This is a genomic window from Mucilaginibacter rubeus, assembly GCF_003286415.2.
Taxonomy (GTDB): domain Bacteria; phylum Bacteroidota; class Bacteroidia; order Sphingobacteriales; family Sphingobacteriaceae; genus Mucilaginibacter; species Mucilaginibacter rubeus_A.
Genome location: NZ_CP043450.1, coordinates 6,408,721 through 6,424,768 on the forward strand (window position 1 = coordinate 6,408,721; position 16,048 = coordinate 6,424,768).

14 protein-coding genes are annotated in these 16,048 nt (G+C 44.2%); 2 read left to right on the forward strand and 12 right to left on the reverse strand.

Annotated features, from left to right (window positions below):
* Positions 1-121: 121 nt before the first annotated feature.
* The 5 genes from DEO27_RS25805 to DEO27_RS25825 all read right to left on the reverse strand — a co-directional run bounded on the left by DEO27_RS25805 (position 122) and on the right by DEO27_RS25825 (position 5,579).
* Positions 122-742 (reverse strand): ABC transporter ATP-binding protein, encoded by a 621-nt coding sequence (locus tag DEO27_RS25805; protein WP_112572780.1) that lies wholly within the window; start codon positions 740-742, stop codon positions 122-124.
* A gap of 150 nt (positions 743-892) precedes the next feature.
* Entirely contained in the window at positions 893-1,678 is a 786-nt protein-coding gene (gene lpxA / locus DEO27_RS25810) for an acyl-ACP--UDP-N-acetylglucosamine O-acyltransferase (RefSeq protein WP_112572778.1), read from the reverse strand.
* Entirely contained in the window at positions 1,675-3,081 is a 1,407-nt protein-coding gene (locus DEO27_RS25815; protein WP_190295238.1) for a bifunctional UDP-3-O-[3-hydroxymyristoyl] N-acetylglucosamine deacetylase/3-hydroxyacyl-ACP dehydratase, read from the reverse strand. The genes lpxA and DEO27_RS25815 overlap by 4 nt, the downstream gene beginning before the upstream one ends.
* Positions 3,082-3,102: 21 nt before the next feature.
* The gene (gene lpxD / locus DEO27_RS25820; RefSeq protein WP_112572774.1) at positions 3,103-4,152 is read right to left on the reverse strand and encodes a UDP-3-O-(3-hydroxymyristoyl)glucosamine N-acyltransferase; all 1,050 of its coding nucleotides are present in this window, start codon (positions 4,150-4,152) and stop codon (positions 3,103-3,105) included.
* A 191-nt stretch (positions 4,153-4,343) separates the two neighbouring features.
* Positions 4,344-5,579 (reverse strand): HD domain-containing protein, encoded by a 1,236-nt coding sequence (locus DEO27_RS25825; protein ID WP_112572839.1) that lies wholly within the window; start codon positions 5,577-5,579, stop codon positions 4,344-4,346.
* A gap of 277 nt (positions 5,580-5,856) precedes the next feature.
* Here DEO27_RS25825 and DEO27_RS25830 point away from each other — a divergent pair, with 277 nt between their 5' ends.
* The gene (locus DEO27_RS25830; RefSeq protein WP_112572771.1) at positions 5,857-7,410 is read left to right on the forward strand and encodes a bifunctional response regulator/alkaline phosphatase family protein; all 1,554 of its coding nucleotides are present in this window, start codon (positions 5,857-5,859) and stop codon (positions 7,408-7,410) included.
* Between the two features lie 92 nt (positions 7,411-7,502).
* Here the strand turns inward: DEO27_RS25830 and DEO27_RS25835 are convergent, their stop codons facing one another.
* The 6 genes from DEO27_RS25835 to DEO27_RS25860 form a co-directional block, all read right to left on the reverse strand.
* Complete coding sequence (locus DEO27_RS25835) at positions 7,503-9,038, reverse strand: SulP family inorganic anion transporter (RefSeq protein WP_112572769.1); 1,536 nt, start codon at positions 9,036-9,038, stop codon at positions 7,503-7,505.
* A gap of 213 nt (positions 9,039-9,251) precedes the next feature.
* Complete coding sequence (locus DEO27_RS25840; protein WP_112572767.1) at positions 9,252-9,680, reverse strand: rRNA adenine methyltransferase; 429 nt, start codon at positions 9,678-9,680, stop codon at positions 9,252-9,254.
* Between the two features lie 272 nt (positions 9,681-9,952).
* A complete protein-coding gene (locus DEO27_RS25845) occupies positions 9,953-10,735 on the reverse strand; it encodes a succinate dehydrogenase/fumarate reductase iron-sulfur subunit (RefSeq protein ID WP_112572765.1) in 783 nt (260 codons plus the stop codon).
* A 49-nt stretch (positions 10,736-10,784) separates the two neighbouring features.
* Positions 10,785-11,138, reverse strand: coding sequence for a four helix bundle protein (locus tag DEO27_RS25850; RefSeq protein ID WP_112572763.1), 354 nt, complete (start codon positions 11,136-11,138; stop codon positions 10,785-10,787).
* A gap of 90 nt (positions 11,139-11,228) precedes the next feature.
* A complete protein-coding gene (locus DEO27_RS25855; RefSeq protein WP_112572761.1) occupies positions 11,229-13,163 on the reverse strand; it encodes a fumarate reductase/succinate dehydrogenase flavoprotein subunit in 1,935 nt (644 codons plus the stop codon).
* Positions 13,164-13,205: 42 nt separating this feature from the next.
* On the reverse strand, positions 13,206-13,997 hold the full coding sequence (locus DEO27_RS25860; RefSeq protein ID WP_112572759.1) for a succinate dehydrogenase cytochrome b subunit: 792 nt from the start codon (positions 13,995-13,997) through the stop codon (positions 13,206-13,208).
* Positions 13,998-14,165: 168 nt separating this feature from the next.
* On the opposite strand from DEO27_RS25860, the gene DEO27_RS25865 reads away from it, so the two are divergent.
* On the forward strand, positions 14,166-15,314 hold the full coding sequence (locus DEO27_RS25865) for a hypothetical protein (protein ID WP_112572757.1): 1,149 nt from the start codon (positions 14,166-14,168) through the stop codon (positions 15,312-15,314).
* Here DEO27_RS25865 and pdeM read toward each other — a convergent pair.
* On the reverse strand, positions 15,311-15,970 hold the full coding sequence (gene pdeM / locus DEO27_RS25870) for a ligase-associated DNA damage response endonuclease PdeM (protein ID WP_112572755.1): 660 nt from the start codon (positions 15,968-15,970) through the stop codon (positions 15,311-15,313). The two genes, DEO27_RS25865 and pdeM, sit on opposite strands and share 4 nt — an antisense overlap.
* Positions 15,971-16,048: the final 78 nt, after the last annotated feature.

Here is a 16,048-nt window from a genome sequence, read left to right on the forward strand (position 1 = left end):
TGATTTGAGATTTGAGATGTTAGATTTGAGATTTTCTGGCTATAGCCGTTGTTTAAAGAACTATGTATAAAACAGATATGCGATTTATTTGGTCTCAAATCTCATATCTAACATCTCAAATCTAAACCTTATAATCCACAATACTCAGCCGGTGATTACAGAAGCCGTACTCATGTTCCTGGTTGGAGCATACTATAGTGAGGCGACCGGCGGCAAATTGCTGGACAAGACCCAAGTACCAGTCGACACCCTGGGTATCCAGGTTGGAGGTTGGCTCATCAAGCATGAGCATGGGGGTATCGGCACAAAAAGCAAGGGCAAGCTTAAGGCGCTGTTTCATACCCGACGAAAAGTATTTAATAAGTTTATTGGTGCTTTTAGGCAAATTAAGCAGTTCGATCAGTTGGGCTTTATCCATCCCCTGTTTAAAGCTTTTAAACCTGAAATGGAAGTCGACCATCTCACTCATGGTAAACTCCTCTATAAGCTCCAGATAAGGGGCAGCAAGGCTTAAATGAGTAAATACAGTGTCTATCTCAACCGCTTTACCATCATTGGCGAAATCAATCTTCCCAACAGAAGGCGAAAGGCTGCCGTTTAGAACCTGTAATAAAGTTGATTTCCCGGAGCCATTGGGCCCAAGGATGGCATAAGACTCGCCGGAGGTAAAAGTATAATCCACCCCTTTGAAAATCCAGTCGCGGTTAAAGCGGCGGCCGATGTTTTGGAGGGTGATGATCATAGGGAGCTTATGGTTGATGGTTCATAGTTCATAGCCGAAGAACCTGTTTATAGCTTATGGTTGAATGCTGTTTTGGAATTATAGTTCATGGTCATATACAAAGCGGACAAGCATCCGGCTATGAACCATGAACTATAACCCATCAACCATTTAAGTATTCCCAAAACCTTTCATGATACCGCGTTGCGAGTTTTGCAGGAAGTTGATGATCTCATCGCGTTCCACGCTTGGGGTAAACTCCGCCTCGATGATATCAAGCGCTTTGGTTACGTTATATTTTTTAAGGAATATGATCCGGTAGATCTCCTGGATCTCAGCTATTGTAGCCGCCGAAAAGCCCCTGCGGCGTAGACCTACAGAATTGATACCTACATAAGATAATGGCTCGCGACCGGCCTTGGTATACGGAGGCACATCTTTACGTACCAGAGAGCCTCCCGAGATCATGCTGTGTGCTCCAATCTCAACAAACTGGTGTACTGCAGATGAACCACCGATAAACGCATAATCATAAACTGTAATATGACCGGCCAGCTGCACCGCGTTGGCAACAATAACGTTATCGCCAATAACACAATCGTGTGCTACGTGCACATAAGCCATCAGTAAGCAATTGCTGCCAATTGTGGTAGTGTTTTTATCAAGCGCGGTACCGCGGTTAAGAGTAACACACTCGCGGATGGTGGTATTATCGCCTATGGTTACGGTGCTTTGCTCGCCTTTGTATTTTAAATCCTGTGGCGGTGCAGATACTACCGCGCCGGGGAAAATACGGCAGTTTTTACCTATCCGGGCACCGTCCATAATTACGGAGTTGGAGCCGATCCAGGTACCTTCGCCAATTTCAACATCCTTGTGGATGGTAACGAAGGGTTCAATTACCACATTGTCGGCAATTTTAGCCTGTGGGTGGATATATGCTAATGGCTGGATCATGCTTCTGTTTCTTTTACTTTAACAATTTGAGCCATCAGTTCGGCTTCAACAACAACACGGTCGCCTACCATACCAACGCCTTTCATGGTAGCTATACCACGGCGGATTGGGGCTGTAAGATCACATATGTAAATAATGGTATCGCCGGGTACAACCTTGCTTTTAAAGCGCGCGTTCTCAATTTTCAGGAACAGGGTAAGGTAATTTTGCGGATCGGGAACGGTATTTAATACCAGGATGCCGCCAGTTTGAACCATGCCTTCAATTTGCAATACACCCGGGAAAATTGGTGCACCTGGAAAGTGCCCTTTGAAAAATTCTTCGTTAATGGTTACGTTTTTACAGCCAACAACATGGTTTTTGGTAAGCTCCAGAATCTTGTCGATCATCAGGAACGGTTGGCGGTGAGGCAGCATCCCCATAATATCAACGGTATCAAAAAGAGGTTTGGCATTCAGATCATAAGTTTTAACCTGCTTGCGGCTTTTTTCTTTCTTGATTAAAGCTTTGATTTTTTTAGCGAAGGCTACGTTAGCCGCGTGGCCCGGCCTTGCAGCCATGATATGGCCTTTAAGCGGAACACCAACTAAGGCCAAATCGCCAATCATATCCAGTAGCTTGTGGCGTGCCGGCTCATTTTGATGGCGAAGTTCAATGTTATTTAAAATACCCTGCGGGGCAACGCTGATATCCTTACGGTTAAACAGCTTGGCCAGGTGATTAAGTTCTTCTTCATCAACATCCTTATCAACAACCACGATGGCGTTATTCAAATCACCGCCTTTGATCAGGTCGTGCTTTAGCAACATTTCCAACTCATGCAAAAAGCAGAAGGTACGGCATGAGGCAATTTCTTTTTTGAACTCGCTGATGGTTGAGATGCTGGCATGCTGGCTACCCAACACCTGCGAGTTATAATCAACCATACAGGTAAAGCGGTAATCATCTAATGGCATAGCCACCATTTCCACTTTACGGTCGGTTTCAGAGTAGTGAATGTTATATGGGATGTGGTAATATTCACGATCGGCATCCTGTTCAACAAGGCCTGTTTCGGTAATTACGTCAACAAACTGAATCGAGCTGCCATCCATGATCGGTGTTTCGGGGCCATCGAGGTCAATCAGTACGTTATCAACTTCAAGGCCAACCAAAGCGGCAAGTACGTGTTCAACTGTATTTACAGTAGCACCGTTTTGGCTGATAGAGGTTCCGCGGGATGTATCGCTTACGTTATCAACATCGGCATCAATAATTGGAGCACCGGGGATATCAACCCTCCTGAATTTATAACCGTGGTTTTCAGGGGCAGGATTAAAGGTCATTGTAACGCTTTGTCCGGTGTGCAAGCCTGTTCCTGATACCGAAACCGGCGCTTTAATAGTTCTTTGTTTAACGTTCATATTTAAAATTACAGGCTAAGGCTATTCGCTCGCCTTGCCTTTACGTAGTTCTTCAATCAATTTTTCAAGCTCGTAAACCTTACGGTCAAGCTCCGGCAGCTTTCGCAGCTTAGCGTGGGCACGAAGGTAGTCTTTATATGGCATATATGGTGTACCGCCCCATACCTTACCCTCTTCTGTGATAGAGCCGTTTACGCCTGTCTGGGCCGAAAACTGAGACCCGTTGGCTATGTTTAGATGCCCTGCAAAACCTACCTGGCCGCCTATAACAACTCTTTCGCCAATTTTAGTACTGCCCGATATGCCGGATTGCGCTGCAATTACGGTATTTGCGCCAATTTCAACATTGTGCGCTATCTGGATCAGGTTGTCAATTTTAGCACCTTTGCGTACTATGGTTGAGCCCATGGTTGCCCTATCTATAGTGGTGTTTGAACCCACTTCAACATCATCCTCCAAAATTACATTACCAATCTGTGCAATTTTGGTATATGTACCATCCGGATTAGGTGCAAAGCCAAAGCCATCGCTGCCAATTACCGCGCCCGAGTGTACAATCACATTGTTGCCGATTACACAGTCAAAATAAACTGTAGCGCCTGCAAACAGGGTTACATTATTGCCAAGGGTTACATTATCGCCAACATTAACGTTAGGATAGATCTTGCAATTATCGCCGATGGTTGCATTTTGGCCGATATAAGCAAAAGCGCCAACATATGCCCCCGCCCCAACCTGCGCGGTTGGATGGATAAAGCTTGGCTGCTCAATACCTTTTTTATCAAGCCTGAAGGTGTTATACTTTTCAAGCAGAATGGTGAATGAGCTGTACGCGTTCTCAACCCTGATAAGCGTAGCCTTTACCGGGCCTGTTAATTGCTGATCGTTATTAACAATAACAATGGAGGCATTGGTAGTGTACAAAAATTGCTCATACTTAGGGTTGGCCAAAAAAGAAAGACTGCCTAGGCTGGCGTCCTCTATCTTGGCAAGCTGGCTAACAGTTGCCGAAGAATCGCCTTCAACAGTTCCGTTGAGCAGTAAACTTATATCATGAGCGGTAAATTGCATCGGGCAAATTTAAATGTTAAAATTGAAGCAACAAATTATTAATGAGTTATGAACACGCGTTAAAAAGTTTTGACTGTCAATGCGTTTTATTTTTCATTATATCTTCATCTGTGAAGTCTCAGGCCACAAGTCGTAAGGTCTAAATCTCGTCGTTTATTTTTGACCTAAGACTTTTAACTTCCGACTATGAACTAACTGTTAAGCAACTCCTTATTATAGCAAAGAATATATTTTTTCACTGTTTTAGCTAAAGCAACCAGGTTTGAGTTATCGCTGGCTTCGGCAATATCCTTTACCTGGCCATTTTTCATTAATATGCAAATGTTGCCATCGTTCTGGTTGTAAGCATTATTACGGATGGATGTGGTGAACACAAAGTACGCCGCGGCATCCTCATAACTTATACCATATTTTTGCACCGCTTTTTGGCGAAGCTGTTCAACAAAGGCTTCGTCCGGGCAATCATTAGTGATTTCAACCCTGAAGAGATTACGCTGTACCAGGTTTTTGCAGAGCTGGGAAAGTACCAGGTCCGGATGATAGGCCCACACTTTTACCGAGGCCATAATATCGGTATCATCCAAACAGGCAAAAGTTTCCAGGTGGCGATCTTCATTCATGAAAGCATCGAGGCTGATGCGGTTCTTTAAAAAATGCATCAACGCCGGTGTCGCGAACAGGTTTTCGCCCTGCGATATCAGCTCCCGGCCACGCCTGAAAATTTTTGTGAGTACCTCCTCTCCTGCTATTACTGTTTTATGCAGATAAACCTGCCAGTACATCAGCCTGCGGGCAATCAGAAATTTTTCTATCGAATAAATGCCTTTTTCATCAACCACCACGTGGTCGTTTTTAACATTAAGCATTTTGATGATACGCTCGGAGCTGATCACACCTTCGGATACCCCGGTAAAGAAACTATCGCGGTTAAGGTAATCCAACCTGTCCATATCCAGCTGGCTGGATACCAATTGGTGCAAAAATTTACGCGGATAGGTATCATTAAAAATATCAATAGCCATGGTGAGCTTACCTTCAAACCTCGCGTTAAGCTTATTCATCAGCATTGATGAAATATCCTCATGGGCTATGCCATCAATTATGGTATTTTCCAAAGCGTGCGAAAATGGGCCGTGACCTATATCATGCAGCAGTATGGCAATCGTTACGGCTTCTTCCTCTTCGGCCGAGATCTGGTGGCCTTTGCTTCTTAATGTTTCGAGTGCCGTATCCATCAGGTACATTGCCCCTAATGCATGATGGAAACGGGTATGCAGCGCGCCGGGATAAACCAGGTGGGTCATGCCCAATTGTTTGATATAACGTAACCGCTGAAAGTATGGATGGGATATAAGGTCAAATATCAGTTCGGTGGGGATACTGATGAAACCATAAACCGGGTCGTTAATTATTTTCTTTTTATTCAATGTTGCTTGTGTAAATGCAAAAATGTAAAACAAAGGTAAAATAAGAGCGTCAGGTTTGTTAAATTTTGTTAATACCTTTACTGTGCAACAACAAATACATCTCTTTGGGGTTTACTTTCAGAACAAAAACTATCTGAATCAGAATTTACAGAATTTTAGGATTTGCAGAATGCCCGGCAAAAAAGCCGATATTTGAATACGTTTAACCTTACACTCAAGTATTCTGAAAATTTTTGAATTCTGTAAATTCTGATTCAGAATATTTAATATACATACCATGCAAGACACCACCATTTTATGGGCCGATGACGAAATTGACCTGCTAAGACCACATATACTTTTCCTGGGCGAAAAGGGCTATAAAGTAACTACCGTAACCAATGGCTACGATGCTGTTGACTCGTTCAAGAGCAACTATTTCGACCTGGTTTTTCTTGATGAAAACATGCCCGGCCTTACCGGCCTGGAAACCCTGCAGCAGATCAAGAACATCAATAATGATGTACCTATTGTGCTGATCACTAAAAACGAGGAAGAATACCTGATGGAAGATGCCATCGGCTCCAAGATAGACGACTACCTGATTAAGCCGGTACACCCTAAGCAGATATTGCTGACCATTAAAAAGCTTACCGAGAACAAGCGCCTTGTTACCGAGAAGACCACCATGGCTTACCAGATGGATTTCCGGACACTGGGCATGACGCTTAACGATAACCTGAGCCACCAGGAATGGGTTGATGTTTATAAGAAACTTATTTACTGGGAGCTTGAGCTTGAAAAGCTGGAAGATGCTGGCATGCACGAAATCCTGACGCTGCAAAAGGCCGAAGCCAATATGCAGTTTTGCAAGTTTGTGGAGCGCAATTACCTGAACTGGATCAAAAATCCAGACCTCGCGCCAACCTCATCGCCTCAACTATTTAAGAAGAAGGTATTTCCTAAGCTGGATGGCAAGGGCCCCCTATTTTTTATTTTGATAGATAACCTGAGGTATGATCAGTTTAAGATCATTAACCCCATTATTTCTGAATATTTCAGGCTGGAGGAAGAAGATACTTATTACAGTATCCTGCCAACGGCAACACAATATGCGCGTAACTCCATCTTCTCTGGCCTGATGCCTTTGGATATGGAAAAACGCTATCCATCCATGTGGCAAAACGATGAGGATGAAGGTGGTAAAAACCTTTACGAGGCCGAGTTTTTGGCCGATCACCTGAAGCGTGTATTACGTAAAGATTGTAAACATTCATACCACAAGATCCTGAACATTGACGAAGGCCGTGCCCTGAACGAGTCGGTAAATAACCTCATGAACAATGAGCTTAACGTGATCGTTTATAACTTTGTGGATATGCTATCGCATGCCCGTACCGACATGCAGATGATCCGCGAGCTGGCGAGTGATGACGCTGCTTACCGTTCATTAACCCTATCTTGGTTTGAGCATTCGCCATTGTTTGATCTGTTAAAATATTTAGCGCAGAAACAGGTACGTGTAGTGATCACTACCGATCACGGTACCATCCGCGTAAAAAATCCAAGCAAAATTGTGGGCGACAGGAACACCAACACTAACCTGCGTTATAAACAAGGTAAAAACCTGAATTATAATGCCAAAGAGGTGTTCCATATCCGCAACCCGCATGATGCTATGCTGCCAAGGTTGCACATTAGCTCAAGCTTTGTTTTTGCTAAGGAAGACAGCTATTTTGTATACCCGAACAACTACAACCACTTTGTTAATTTCTATAATGAAACCTTCCAGCATGGAGGCATTTCGTTAGAGGAAATGATTGTACCCGTGGTTACTTACGGGCCTAAATAAAATTGAGAAAAGGCATAATTTGCCTGCGATCTTAAATAGATTATACTAAAAAGACCCGGATTTTCCGGGTCTTTTTTATGGAGAAATCGTCGCTATTTTTCAACCACCACCCGGTAAGAGGGATCTTCGAGGATGTTAACGTTGATGATCCCTTCGGCGTTTTTAAGCAGTGTTACGCAATCTTCGCTTACGTGTTTTAGCTGTAGTTTCTTGCCGGCCTGGCGATATTTTTCGGTGAGTTTGTTTAGCGCCTCAATGCCCGACATATCCGCGATGCGGCTATCTTTAAAGTCGATCACTACTGCTTCCGGATCACCCGCGATGTCAAACTTTTCGTTAAAAGCCATCACCGAACCAAAAAACAATGGACCGTATATTTCATAATGCTTTACGCCCGCTTCGTCAATGTATTTGCGCGCCCGGATACGTTTGGCGCTCTCCCATGCAAAAACCAACGCCGAAATAATAACGCCTATCAATACCGCAAGGGCAAGGTTGTGCAGCCATATCGTAATTAGTGCTACCAGGATTCCAACAAATACATCCTGTTTAGGCATCTTATTAATGATACGGAAACTGATCCATTCAAAAGTACTAATGGCCACCATGATCATTACCCCGGTAAGCGCGGCCATAGGTAACTTTTCAATAACCGGCGCACCGAAGAATATAATGAACAGGATAGTCAGAGATGCTATGATACCTGATAACCTCGCCCGTGAGCCCGCAGATAGGTTAACCAGCGTCTGAGCAATCATTGGGCAGCCTCCCATGCCCGAAAAGAAACCATTGAGGATGTTTGCGCTTCCCTGGGCAATACATTCGCGGTTGCTGTTGCCGCGGGTAGCAGTCATTTCATCAACAAGGTTTAAGGTTAACAAGCCTTCGGTAAGGCCAACTCCTGCCATGATGAGTGCGTAAGGGAAAATGATTTTTAATGTATCGATACTAAGTGGGATAGCCGGGATATGAAACGGAGGAAAGCCCCCGCTTACTGCCGCGATATCTCTTACTGTTTTGGTATGGATCCCGAAACCCAAAACCAGTGCAAACACAACAATAATAGCCACAAGCGATGGAGGAACAGCTTTGGTGAACTTAGGTAAAATAATTACTATGGCGATGGTTAGAGCTACCAACCCGGCCATGATCAGTAGCGGCGTGCCGCTAAGCCAGGTTTCCTGTCCGTTAACTACGGTTTTAAATTGCTCCAGCTGGGCCATGAAAATGATAACGGCGAGACCGTTAACAAAGCCGTACATTACCGGCTGCGGCACCAGGAGGATAAACTTGCCCAGTTTAAACAAGCCAACCAGAATTTGTACTACACCAGCCAAGGCCACCGCCGCGAAAACATACTCCAACCCGTGCGATTTCATGAGGGCGATAAGTACCACAACGGTTGCCCCTGCCCCGCCGGATACGAGTCCCGGCCTGCCGCCAAATATAGAAGTTATCAAGCCCATGATAAAGGCGGCATACAATCCCATCAGCGGCGGAAAGCCGGCAAGGATAGCAAACGATAATGATTCGGGCATCATGGTCATGGCTACCGTTAATCCGGCCAGGATCTCGTTTTTATAATTGATTTTTTGCGAAAAGTCGAAAAGACGTAAAGAGGGCTTCATCCTAAGTTATTAAGCGATTGATTTTTGGTTGACAAGCTTTTGTGACGTAAATAAAAAGCATGCTTAACTGAACTTAGCATAGCGGGACTATTGTAGATTTTAGTCATGCTGCAAAAATATACAAAATAAAAGGACTGAAACAAACGCCATGTCCATTGCGTAACTGCTTCGTGTCTTTTAAATAACGTGATTTTTAGAATCGCTTTTAACCTCTTAGAGGATGCTTACCCGCTCTATCCCATTGTTAATCCCTGCCCTGATCATATTGCCATAACCATCATCGGGCAAAAACTGGGTGAAACTTAATCCCAATTGATAGTTTTCAAGCGCCTTGTCAAGGTTCTTCAGATCCTCATGGCATTTAGCTATGTTAAGGTAAAGTGAGGGATAAACCGGTTTTACCTCGTCCCCTTCTATACCAAGCGCAAGGTTTAGAGCTGTTTCATCCCATTTTAGTTTATCGGCAACACTTTGCTGATGCCGGGCAACATAGTGTGCTGCAATAAACTTTTCAGTAGCATTTGTAGCTTCATCCCATGCCTGATGGAACAGGGCCGATGCTTCATTTGGTTTACCTTCGCCTTCTAATAACATTCCTTGCCCGCAAAGCTTGTTAACGTGGTTTTCAGGGTCGATTTGCATGTGGAGGCTGGGCTTGTAATTTTCGTGAATTAAATTTATGATTTTGGGAACATAAGTAAGTAAAAGATTAACAATGTTATTATAAAAATGATGAAAGGTAAAATTATGTCATTGCGAGCGTAGCGCGGCAATCGCATGCTATACAGAGCGGCTATGCTCCCGTGCGATTGCTTCGTTCCTCGCAATGACATGGTTTTATCTGTTATATCACTCCTAAAACAAAAACGGCCCGGTGAAACCGGGCCGTTACTATATCTTAAACAAAAGATCAATTAATGACCTTGTTCGTGTACTTCATCTTCCCTGAACAGTTTCGCGCTGAAATAGTCGTTGTTCATGCGGGCAATGTTGGTCAATTTAATTTCCTTAGGGCACTCAGCTTCGCAGGCACCGGTGTTGGTACAGCTACCAAATCCTTCTTCATCCATCTGGGCAACCATTGATTGCACACGACGGTAACGCTCTGGCTGACCTTGTGGTAATAAACCTAACTGGGTGATCTTAGCAGATACAAACAGCATAGCCGAAGCATTTTTACAAGCTGCAACGCATGCTCCGCAACCGATACAGGTAGCTGAGTTGAAGGCCTCGTCAGCAATAACTTTAGGAATTGGGATTGCGTTACCATCAGGTACACCACCTGTGTTTACCGAAACGTAACCGCCTGCCTGCTGGATCCTGTCGAAAGCTGAACGGTCAACCGCCAAGTCTTTTACGATAGGGAATGCTTCGGCGCGCCATGGCTCAATGGTGATAGTTTCGCCATCGTGGAAGGTACGCATGTGCAGCTGGCAGGTAGTGATACCGCGCTTTGGTCCGTGTGGGTGACCGTTGATATATAATGAACACATACCGCAGATGCCTTCGCGGCAGTCGTGGTCAAAGTTAATTGGCTCGTCACCTTTATGGGTAAGGCTTTCGTTAACCACGTCGAGCATTTCAAGGAACGACATGTCAGGCGAAATATTTTCAGCTTTGTAGCTTACAAATTTACCCGAGGTTTGAGCATTTTTTTGACGCCATACTTTAAGCGTCAGGTTCATATTTCCGTTCATTCTATTTAGATTTGAGATATGAGATTTGAGACATGAGACTTTTTATCAGTTAGTTTGACAGCATTTTTTGAAAAGCATAGTTCATTTTTTGCAATTCTTCGATCTGCTTAAGTAGATCATTTAATACGTCGTCTTTTAAAAGGCCTAATTTATTTGATATAACTAATTGTGTTTGCAGCTCATATGAAGAACCATTAGCAATGCCTAAAAAACGGGAAAACTCTTTGTTTGAATTTCGTCCTGCTCCTTCGGCAATATTTGAAGGAATTGAAACAGCTGCACGTCTTATTTGACTTGTTAAGCCAAATCGTTCATCGGGCGGATAATTTGCGGTTGCCTTGTAAACCAAAACCGCTAAATCAATGGCCTTTTGCCAAATTTTCAATTCTTTTAAATTGTGCATGTTCTTCAAATATTAAAATCGAGGTTTTAGATGAGAGATCCAGAACTATTTATTGTCTCAAATCTCACATCTAATATCTCATATCTAAGATTAAGCATAGTTTCTTTGAGACAGGTGAACTGCTTCAAATGTCAATTGCTCTTTATGTAATTCTTCCGGCTGATTTTCGCCTTTGAATTCCCAGGCAGCTACAAACGCGAAGTTTTCGTCATCACGTAATGCTTCACCATCTGCAGTTTGTGATTCAACCCTGAAGTGGCCACCGCATGATTCTTTACGCATCAAAGCGTCGTCGATCATCAGCTCGCCAAGTTCAATGAAATCGGCTACGCGGCCAGCTCTTTCTAACGAAGCGTTTACTTCTTCGTTCTCGCCGGTTACGATAGCGTTTTTCCAGAAATCAGCTTTCAATGCCTGGATCAGGCCTTTTGCTTTTCTCAAACCTTCGTCGGTACGGGCCATACCGCAATATTCCCACATAATGTGGCCAAGCTCGCGGTGGTACTCGTTAGTAGTTTTAGTGCCTTTAAGGGCCAGTAATTTATTTACGTGGTCAACTACGTCTTTTTTGGTGGCTGCAAAAGCTGGGTGGTTAGTGTCAACCTTTTTAGGGCCGATCTTAGCCAGGTAATCACCAAGGGTATAAGGGATCACGAAGTAGCCATCTGATAAACCCTGCATCAGTGCAGATGCACCAAGGCGGTTAGCACCGTGGTCAGAGAAGTTACACTCGCCCAAAGCATATAAGCCGGGGATTGTAGTGCTCAGGTTATAATCAACCCAAAGACCGCCCATGGTATAGTGAACCGCAGGGTAAATACGCATTGGTTGTTTATATGGGTTTTCATCCGTGATCTGGATGTACATATCAAACAGGTTACCGTATTTGGCTTTAACGGTTTCTTCGCCTAAACGCTTAATAGCATCGGCAAAATCAAGGAATACTGCGAAACCAGATCCACCTACACCTTTACCTTCTTCAACCATTTCCTTTGCGTTACGTGAAGCCACGTCGCGCGGAACAAGGTTACCGAAAGCCGGGTATTTACGCTCAAGGAAATAATCACGATCGTCCTCTTTAACCTGGTCTGCTTTCAATGTGCCTTTACGTAATTGCTCGGCAATTTCAACAGTTTTAGGAGCCCATACCCTACCGTCGTTACGCAGCGACTCAGACATCAGCGTAAGCTTAGACTGGTGATCGCCGGTTACCGGGATACAGGTTGGGTGAATTTGAGTATAGCAAGGGTTACCGAAGAAAGCACCGCGTTTGTGTGCCCTCCAGGCTGCCGTTACGTTTGAGCCAATAGCGTTTGTTGACAGGTAGAATACGTTGCTGTAGCCACCGGTACATAACAATACCGCATGACCAGCATGGGTATCAATAGCGCCGGTTAGCATGTTACGGGTAACAATACCTTTGGCATGGCCATCGATAGTTACCACGTCAAGCATTTCGTGGCGGGTGTACATTTTTACTTTACCGGCATGGATCTGGCGGTTAAGGGCGGAGTATGCGCCTAATAAAAGCTGCTGTCCTGTCTGGCCCCTTGCGTAGAAAGTACGGGATACCTGTGAACCACCGAATGAACGGTTATCCAGCAAGCCGCCGTATTCGCGGGCAAAAGGTACGCCTTGTGCTACGCACTGGTCAATAATGTTTACCGAAACTTCGGCCAAACGGTGAACGTTTGATTCGCGGGCACGGTAATCGCCACCTTTAATGGTATCGTAAAATAAACGGAAAACGCTGTCGCCGTCGTTCTGGTAGTTTTTAGCGGCATTGATACCACCTTGTGCAGCAATAGAGTGCGCACGGCGGGGACTGTCCTGAAAACAAAATGCCTTAACGTTGTAACCCAGCTCGCCCAAGGTGGCAGCTGCCGAAGCGCCGGCCAAACCGGTACCTACAATAATGATATCGTATTTACGCTTGTTGGCGGGGTTAACCAGCTTCAGATCAAATTTATGCTTGCTCCATTTTTCGGCTAATGGGCCTTGAGGAATTTTAGCATCTAATGTCATCTCTTCTTTGTATTTATGTTTATGGCTTTTGGCCAGCTAAACTTAGTGAGCTCCCTGGGTTGATAAATAGTAATAATAAACCGGCATGGCGGCAAAAGCAAGCGGAATAATAACCGCAAACAGCCATGTGCCAATAAAATAAACTACCGGAGTATATTTACGGTGTACCCAGCCCAGCGTACGGAACGCGCTCTGGAAACCATGTAACAAGTGAAATGCTACAGCACCCATAGCTATTACGTAAAATATAACGTAAATAAGGTTGCTGAAGCTATAAGCAACACGTGCGTGCAAGTCCTTTACCCTAACAACTTCCACATTGTTTTCGGTTGATACCGAGTGGCTGAATTCAGCGTTAGCAGGAGTATAATCACTAACTTTTGTTTCGCCTGTTGCCAGATCGGTACGGTACTCTTTAAAGCCCATGGTTTTGTCGTTGTGGTAACGAAACCAGAAATCGCCCATGTGGATAACGATAAACAGGAACATGATTGAACCTAAAAGGCCCATGTTTTTTGATGACCATGAGGCATCAGATTTTGCCGCTACTGCATAGCGTACCGGGCGGGCTTTACGGTTTTTGACAGTCAGGATCAGGCCGTATAGTGCATGCACCAAAATAGAAAGGTACAACAGGTATGCTATAACTTCAATAGGCGGGAAATGCGTAAGGAAGTTGGCATACACGTTAAAACTGAAACCGTTATCGTTGTTAAACAATAGCAGGTTGCCGCCTACGTGCACAATTAAAAACGTGCACAGAAACAAGCCTGTTAAAGCCATGATCAGCTTTTTGCCCAGCGACGAGTTTAAGGTTTGTTTGAATTCGCTCATTATGAATTGGATTTATAAGGCAAAAGTATTTATTAAATAACAAAACATAGAAGAGGTTTTGGCTTATTGAAGACCAAAAATCTATTTAGAATCAATCTAAAGCAATGCGTTCTTTTTTTATGCCAATTATGCCTGTTGTACTATATTAGTGCTGTCTAAATTTTATCTATGAAAAGTTTTTCGGTTGTTTTACTTGCCCTTGCCATCAGCGGATGCACTACCAAATACGCTCATGTTGAGTTTGATGGAACCGCTAAAGGGGTTAAAAGCGGCGTATTTATTGTTAAAGACCATTCAAAAAACTCGCTTTACGGGGTAAATATTAAAGATGGCAAATTTCATATAGAAAGCAAGGTGCTTGAAGTGCCGGGCTATTATGTGATGGATATAACCGATGATGCCAATTCGCGGGAGCAGCACAATCCCTTTGAGATTTATTTGGAAGACGGGAAATATACCATTGAGGCCGAAGCGGATAAGCTTGCAAATTACCCCAAAATAACCGCCCCCTCATCTGCTACGCAACAGCAGTTAACAGCATTTTATACCATGGTTGACCAGATGAATGGCGACCTGAACCAAAAACTGGCCGAGCTAAACGCTAAAGTTAACAGTAAAGCATCTGATGCCTTACCCAAGGATCAGTTTAATGCACTGCTTAATTCGGTATCTGAACTGGAGGGTAAAAAGTATGGTATAGTGGAGCGGGCATTTGAAAAGTATGTAACCGAAAACCCACAGAATACCATTGGCGCGCATGTTATGCTGAGACAGGATTATGAAAGCGATCCTGTTTTTTATAATAAGATTTACCAGAAATTTAGCCCGGTAGTTAAAGCTACCGAAGATGGCAAAGAGATTGGTGATAAATTAAGTAAACTGATAAAATTGGTACCCGGCCACGAAGCGCCGCCTATTGCCGGCAAATTGATAAGCGGCAAGCCGTTTGATCCTAAAGGCATGCATAAGAAAATTTTCCTGATTGATTTTTGGAGGGCTGGAAACCAGATTGCCCGGATCAACCATGCCGAAATTAAAACCATGCTTAAGGACCTTGGTAAAGGTGGCTTTGAAGTGATCAGCGTATCGATGGATACCAAACGGGATTGGTGGACAACCGCCGTTGATGAAGATAAAATAACCTGGACACAGGTATCAGACCTGAAAGGCGATGATTCGCCCAATACTCAAAACTGGAGCTTAACCCGACTGCCACGCTATGATTTGGTTGATGGCAATTGGCATATTATTGAGCGGGACATTACTTTTAGCCAGGTTTATTTAGAGGTTCAGCAGTATTTAAAAAAGCATCCTTAAGCGATAGGCACAACTTTGTCTTTTAAAACGGCAAAGATCCTGTCGGTTTGAACGCTGCGGATAGCAACCCGGCCGGTAAATTTCCCGAAGGATGGCAAGATCCCCTGTTTGCCGCCAAAAGCAAAGCAAGGCAAGGTTATACTTTGACGCGCCTTACCGCTCAGGTTTACCCCGGGGTGGATGTGCCCGCAAAAAACGTAACCGGCTTTTTCCTCCTGGTCATTGGCCAGCGGATGGTGCATCATCAGGAAAGGGCCAATCAATAGTTCGTCGTGTAGTTCGATATTCAGGTTGTGGTAATGTTTATCTGCAATGATATCATGATTGCCCCGGATCAGCACAATCTGTAATGCCGGGAACTGGCTTCTCCAGAGAATAAACCAATCCCAATCATTATTCATATCGCTATGAAACAGATCGCCCAGAAAAATTAACTTCTCCGGTCTGTGTTCGTAGATCAGGTCCGACAGTACGGCCAGGTCGCTTTGCTCCATATCGCGCGGTACTGCTATGCCCGCCTTTCGGAAATGCCCAACCTTGCCCAAATGCACATCTGCAATGATCAGGGCGTTTTGTTGTTGCCAGTAAATAGCTTTTTGTGGTAATAATAAAAGATCCTGCCCCAGCAGGTTAAAAGAAGTAGCCGCACTAATCATTAAGGCAAAGGTACACAAGCCCCCCGGCCCCCTAAAGGGGGAGTGGAAATATTTTTTTATTTAGGGTGTAACCTGTTT

Bases quoted from the DNA above. Each gene is read 5' to 3' on its own strand.
- lpxA (WP_112572778.1), bottom strand. From the start codon at position 1,678: ATGATCCAGCCATTAGCATATATCCACCCACAGGCTAAAATTGCCGAC.
- DEO27_RS25805 (WP_112572780.1), bottom strand. From the start codon at position 742: ATGATCATCACCCTCCAAAACATCGGCCGCCGCTTTAACCGCGACTGG.
- DEO27_RS25865 (WP_112572757.1), top strand. From the start codon at position 14,166: ATGAAAAGTTTTTCGGTTGTTTTACTTGCCCTTGCCATCAGCGGATGC.
- DEO27_RS25860 (WP_112572759.1), bottom strand. From the start codon at position 13,997: ATGAGCGAATTCAAACAAACCTTAAACTCGTCGCTGGGCAAAAAGCTG.
- DEO27_RS25855 (WP_112572761.1), bottom strand. From the start codon at position 13,163: ATGACATTAGATGCTAAAATTCCTCAAGGCCCATTAGCCGAAAAATGG.
- DEO27_RS25835 (WP_112572769.1), bottom strand. From the start codon at position 9,038: ATGAAGCCCTCTTTACGTCTTTTCGACTTTTCGCAAAAAATCAATTAT.
- DEO27_RS25850 (WP_112572763.1), bottom strand. From the start codon at position 11,138: ATGCACAATTTAAAAGAATTGAAAATTTGGCAAAAGGCCATTGATTTA.
- lpxD (WP_112572774.1), bottom strand. From the start codon at position 4,152: ATGCAATTTACCGCTCATGATATAAGTTTACTGCTCAACGGAACTGTT.
- DEO27_RS25815 (WP_190295238.1), bottom strand. From the start codon at position 3,081: ATGAACGTTAAACAAAGAACTATTAAAGCGCCGGTTTCGGTATCAGGA.
- DEO27_RS25840 (WP_112572767.1), bottom strand. From the start codon at position 9,680: ATGCAAATCGACCCTGAAAACCACGTTAACAAGCTTTGCGGGCAAGGA.
- DEO27_RS25845 (WP_112572765.1), bottom strand. From the start codon at position 10,735: ATGAACGGAAATATGAACCTGACGCTTAAAGTATGGCGTCAAAAAAAT.
- pdeM (WP_112572755.1), bottom strand. From the start codon at position 15,970: ATGATTAGTGCGGCTACTTCTTTTAACCTGCTGGGGCAGGATCTTTTA.
- DEO27_RS25830 (WP_112572771.1), top strand. From the start codon at position 5,857: ATGCAAGACACCACCATTTTATGGGCCGATGACGAAATTGACCTGCTA.